The sequence below is a fragment of the Protofrankia sp. Cas8 genome (assembly GCF_963555845.1).
GTDB lineage: Bacteria > Actinomycetota > Actinomycetes > Frankiales > Frankiaceae > Protofrankia.
Map to the genome: position 1 here is coordinate 1 of NZ_CAUVXI010000281.1, position 5,590 is coordinate 5,590.

Below are 5,590 nucleotides of genomic sequence, written 5' to 3' on the forward strand. Positions count from 1 at the left end.
GTGCGGGCCACAGACCACAGAATCTGGTCGCCGAGGGTGAAGGTTTCGACAGTCGCAGCTGGAAGCGGCACCATTACTGGCGTGATCCAGCCTGGTTCCACGCCACGCTCGCGCCGCCCCACCATGGTGCTGCCCGCCCCCCCGCTCACCGTCGCAGACCTCGACGAGTTCGGCCTTGAGGATCCGCGCTTCGACCTCATCGACGGGATGTGCCTGGTCCGTGCGTGGCCGACGCCGCTGGAGACCAGGGTGACCAAGCGTCTCGTCCGGCTACTCGTCGAGGTGACCCCCGCGCACATGCGCGTCCACACCCGGGGGGTGAGCCTTCGGATCGAGCCCCGAAGCGAGATCGTTCCCGACATCATCGTCGCGGCGGCGGGCGACGACGACCGTCCCCGCCGCATCACCGATCTGCCCCTGCTGGTCGTTGAGGTCGCCGAGCTCAGCAACCGGCGCTACGACCGGACCCTGAAGTTCGACGTCTATCGCGACCGCGGCGTCCCCAGCTGCTGGCTGGTCGACCCCGACACCCCGGCTATCGACGCCTACGATCTCGTCAACGGAGCCTATGTTCAGGTCGGGTCCGCGACCGGGCAGCAGGAACTCAGCGTGACCAGCCCGGTCGCCTGCACGATCATCCCGGCAACCCTGATCGACCCCCCGCATCCAGAGTGACGCCTCCCACCGGATGGTTATGTCGGGTCGGGACGGCTATGTCGGTTTTAGATGGTTATGTCGGGTCGGGACGGCTATGTCGGGTCGGGAATATCGTCGGCGTCGACAATGGTGTAGGCGTAGCCCTGCTCGGCCAGGAAGCGCTGGCGGTGCGCGGCGTACTCCTGGTCGATGGTGTCCCGGGAGACCACCGTGTAGAAATGCGCGCCGCGGCCGTCCGCCTTGGGGCGCAACACCCGCCCGAGGCGCTGCGCCTCCTCCTGGCGTGACCCGAAGGTACCGCTGACCTGGATGGCGACCCCCGCTTCGGGCAGGTCGATCGACACGTTGGCGACCTTTGAAACAACCAGGGTCCGGATCTCCCCACTGCGGAACGCCTCGAACAAACGCTCACGTTCCCGGTTACGGGTCGACCCCTGGATGACCGGGGCACCGAGCAGCTCGCCAAGCTGATCAAGCTGATCAAGGTAGGCACCGATGACGAGCACCCGATCCCCTGCGTGCCGTTCAACCAACCGTTGCACGACCGCACGCTTGCTGTACGCGGTGGCGCACATCCGGTAGCGCTCCTCGGCCTCCGCAACGGCGTAGGCCATCCGCTCGTCCTCGGTGAGGGTCACCCGCACCTCGGTGCACTCGGCCGGGGCGATCCAGCCCTGGGCCTCGATCTCCCGCCACGGCGCGTCGTACCGCTTGGGGCCGATCAGGGAGAAGACGTCGCCCTCCCGACCGTCCTCACGGACCAGCGTGGCGGTCAGGCCGAGCCGCCGCCGGGACTGGATGTCGGCGGTCATCCGAAAGACCGGCGCCGGCAGCAGGTGCACCTCGTCGTAGACGATCAGACCCCAGTCGCGGGCGCCGAACAGGTCCAGATGCAGATACTCGCCCTTGCGACGGGCGGTCATCACCTGGTATGTGGCGATCGTGACGGGTCGGATCTCCTTGCGTTCACCCGAGTACTCGCCGATCTCGTCCTCGGTGAGTGATGTCCGCTTCAGCAGCTCCGTACGCCACTGCCGGCCGGCCACCGTGTTGGTGACCAGGATGAGGGTGGTAGTACCGGCATGGGCCATGGCCGCGGCACCGACGATGGTCTTGCCGGCACCGCTGGGCAGCACCACCACGCCCGAACCACCCTCCCAGAACCCCGCCACCGCGCCCTTCTGGTACCCGCGCAGCTCCCAGCCGTCCTGGCGCAGTTCGATCGGGTGTGCCTCGCCGTCGACATACCCGGCGAGGTCCTCGGCCGGCCAGCCAATCTTGAGCAACGCCTGCTTGAGCCGTCCCCGCTCGGACGGGTGCACCGCGACGGTGTCCTCATCCAGACGCTGACCCAGCAGCGGCGCGACCTTCTTGGACCGGACGACCTCGGTGAGCACCGCGCGATCGACGGTCCGCAGGACCAGGCCTCGCTCCGGGTCGTTCTCCAGCCGTAGCCGACCGTAACGGTCCATGGTGTCGGCGACGTCGACCAGCAACGCGTGCGGGACCGCGTAACGGGAGAAGCGGACGAGTGCGTCAACGACCTGTTCGGCGTCGTGACCGGCAGCCCGGGCATTCCAGAGCGCCAGCGGCGTGACCCGGTAGGTGTGGACGTGCTCGGGGGAGCGTTCCAGCTCCGCGAACGGGGCGATCGCGGCCCGCGCCTCGCCAGCCAGCGGATGGTCGACTTCCAGCAACAGGGTCTTGTCAGACTGGACGATCAACGGTCCATCGGCCACTTCTCACCGTCCTCTCACGATTCCTCGCGGCCTCTGGACGCGCAATGAAGGCCATGATCGCACACCCTGAGATTCCATCGGGTCGCGCAGCGATCTGCCACCTACCGACCTACCGACCTGCGGCGACATTCGTCGGCCGTACCAACCCGGATCGAACCAGTCTGCCGATTCTCGCATATTCGCCGCAGGCCGCGACGGCTGCCCCGCGAGGTACCGGCCATCGAACCGGTTACCGTCATGGCAGGTCGGCAACGTCCTCCGGATCCACGAATTCAGGGTATTGCTGGTCCGGTACGGACATCGGCCCAACAGCGCCTGTGCCTGTGCCGGCGCTCGCAAGGGCACCGGCCAGGTCGCCACCGGTAGTGCCCGGCATGGCGCCCGCGACACCCAACTCATACGACCAGTCGTAACCGGCGGCCCCACCGGCCGGGAGCACATCTTCGACATCCAGCACGCCGGTGACACGGTGCAACGCGAAGCGCCGGGTCGCCGCAGCACGCTCATCCCACGCGGTCACCCAGCCCCCGTCAACAATCATCGGACGAACAATATGTTCACTAGACTTTCCCTGCTGGTCAACATACCCGAGCAGTATGCGCCGGCCGCTGCGTGCCGCTCCCTGCAGGCTCAGCAACATCAGCGGAGCTGATCGCAGCATCCCGTCGGACACGGAGCCGATCGCAGCGCTGGCTGCCCGGGCCGCCCGGGCGCTGTCGTCCCCCCGACGGATCATCCGCACCACGCCCCGGACCTGCTCGTTGCGGGCACCCGCGGCGTCCGCGGTGCTCGGGCGCGGACGGCCGGGCGTTCTGTGCACCTCCGGTCGGCTCAGTACCACGCGTCCGTCCGGTCCTTCACCGACCGGGGCGAACCCCGCCGCGCGCAGGCCCTCCAGCAACTTGGGCATGGGTAGCGATGAGATCACCACGGTGGGCGCGACCCGCCGCAGCCCGAGGGCCTGGGTCCGCCGCGACGCGACCACCTCGGAGAGCACCGCGGTGTCGTCGCAGCGCAGATAGGCCGCAGCCGGCCCCGCCCGCAACCGGCCGTGACGACGGGCGACGTCATCCACGAGGTAGTCCAGCGCCTGCGGGACGTCCCCGCGGGCGACGCGGGCAAGAAAGTCGCGGATGTCCTCGGCGACCCGACCGGCGTCCAGAGCACGCCGCAGGGACGCTTCGGAGAACCGGAAGACCGTTGCCGCGCCGGACGACTCGACATCGGCCATCTGGGCGAGCTCCGCGGCGATCTCCGGCACCAGGGGACCTGGCGCCACCGCGGTGAGGTCGGCCTGTACCAGCAGTTCACTGACGGGCTCAGGCAACATCGGACTGAGCGCGGCAGCGAGGTCGAAGCGGCGGGCGCCGTCCGCGTCAGTCGCCTCGCCACCGACCAGCGCCCGCCCGGCCGCTGACAGCGCGCCACGTCCGGTGACACCCAGCAGATCCGCCTCGGCGAACGTCCAGTCGACCATCCGGTCCAGCAACGGCCCACCCCGGCGGGGTAGCCGCCACGCAAGCAGTGCGCGCACCGACTCGGATGTCGGCGCAAGGCCCGCCGGAGCTGCCGCGAAGGCGTCGAGCACGAGGCGGCGCAGCTCCGGCGCGCTCTGGCGGCGCAGCTCCATGGAGAGCGCGGCAACCTGACGGCCCTTGTCGTCGCGCTCCCCCACCAGACCGGGCACCTGGGGGGAGCCCAGCCACGCCTGGACCAACGTGGCCCAGCGCATCGCGGGGGTCTCCACGCACCACCGGTCGTAGGCGGTCGTTGGCATGATCATGACATCCGTGCCGGGAGTGTTGTCGACCAGCCCCGCCGCATAGGCGATTTCGATCACCAGCGCCGCGGCCGGTTCGGCGACGTCGAGAAGCTTCGCTGCCGCGCGGAAGTCCCGGACACTCAGACCGCCCGTGCGCAACGGGATGGGCGGGGTTGCACCCCAGGCTTCCAACAGCGCCGTCACCAGACGAATCATTGTGTCAGCGGCGAGGGCGGCCGCGCCGTCAACCTGGCCACGATCAATAGTCTTGCCGGTGAGCGCAGGCGGTTCACGATGCAACGTCCCGGCCGGACGGTCACCACGCAGGGTAAGCCCGACCTCCCGGGGAAGCTCAACCATGGTCTCCTCGACGCCGACCAGCAGACCCCGAGCAAGCAGTTGCTCCACGGGTGTGCGGGCGTCAGACGCATGGAGCAGCCGTCTCGCGTCGCCCGTGTGCCCGAGCGCCGGCCCGGCGGCGAGCCGATCAAGGAGCTGACGGGCCCGCGGACCGCACTCCTGGACGAGGGTCGCCACCCGCTCCGGTGCGGCCAGTGCAGCGCTGAGCTCGTCGAGGAAAGAGCCGCGCACGGCTCCATCGCGATCACGTTGGGCAGTGACCCCGATCGCCAGCGCGAGCCGGGCGAGATGGGTGTGCCGGTGCCCGGACAGGCAGGCACGTAACGGCCGACCTAGACCGAGTGGACGCTCACCGACAAGGTCGCGGACCATTGCGACAAGCCGGATGGCACTGTCATCCCCCCAGATCAGTGCACGTTCACGCAATGTCGCCACGGGCACTGCCACATCCGAGGCCCCGCAGAACCTGACGAGGTCCTCGGCACTCACCGGCGATGGAAGCAGCGTCAACGCCTCGCAGACCTCAAGGGTGAACGTGTCAAGCCGCTCAAGCGCGCGGGTCACGCTCACGCGAATTTCCAGGCGGGCGGCGAGGATGTCGAAGTCGGGCGGCGGCGGCGTGGCCAGATCCGGACGCAGAGCGAGCAGCCGGGTGAGCGCGTCGTCCGAAAGGCCCCGCAACCACCCGGCCAGGGTGGAGGAGACGTCAGGGCCATCCGCCGGCATGGGCACCCTCACAACGGTAGCCGGCCAGGTGCAGGGTCCGGCACGCCCTACCGCCTGTCGTGGTCAGATTCGTCGACCACCGGTGGGGAAACCCGTGGGGAAAACAAGCCGACACCGACCTCGGCCGTGCCCACCTGATCGAGAACCCAGCCACCGCTGACATCGAACCGGAGCACGGCCACCGCCGGATCAAGATCAAGTTCGCGTGGAAGGAGCGCTGCGAAGGCCCAGTCCGGCGGGCCGGTCGAAATTATGATCGAGGTCACCTGCAGCCGGCCCGCTGGGACGAGCGCGACCAGCGGGCTCGCGAAGACCGCCCTGGCAATCGCGTCGATCTCGTCCGCTG

The 5,590-nt window shown here is 69.0% G+C and carries 3 protein-coding genes and 1 pseudogene; 1 reads left to right on the top strand and 3 read right to left on the bottom strand.

Going from position 1 to position 5,590, the window contains the following annotated elements; genetic code table 11:
• A partial coding sequence (locus U9977_RS25210) for a Uma2 family endonuclease (RefSeq protein WP_322751774.1) occupies positions 1 to 675 on the top strand: 675 nt, incomplete at its 5' end.
• Between the two features lie 74 nt (positions 676 to 749).
• Here the strand turns inward: U9977_RS25210 and U9977_RS25215 are convergent.
• From U9977_RS25215 to U9977_RS25225, 3 genes and pseudogenes are all read right to left on the bottom strand, one after another.
• The gene (locus U9977_RS25215) at positions 750 to 2,396 is read right to left on the bottom strand and encodes a DNA repair helicase XPB (RefSeq protein ID WP_322751775.1); all 1,647 of its coding nucleotides are present in this window, start codon (positions 2,394 to 2,396) and stop codon (positions 750 to 752) included.
• 235 nt (positions 2,397 to 2,631) lie between these two features.
• Positions 2,632 to 5,244 (bottom strand): helicase-associated domain-containing protein, encoded by a 2,613-nt coding sequence (locus U9977_RS25220; RefSeq protein WP_322751776.1) that lies wholly within the window; start codon positions 5,242 to 5,244, stop codon positions 2,632 to 2,634.
• A 47-nt stretch (positions 5,245 to 5,291) separates the two neighbouring features.
• A pseudogene (locus U9977_RS25225) lies at positions 5,292 to 5,590 on the bottom strand (hypothetical protein); the annotation flags it as partial.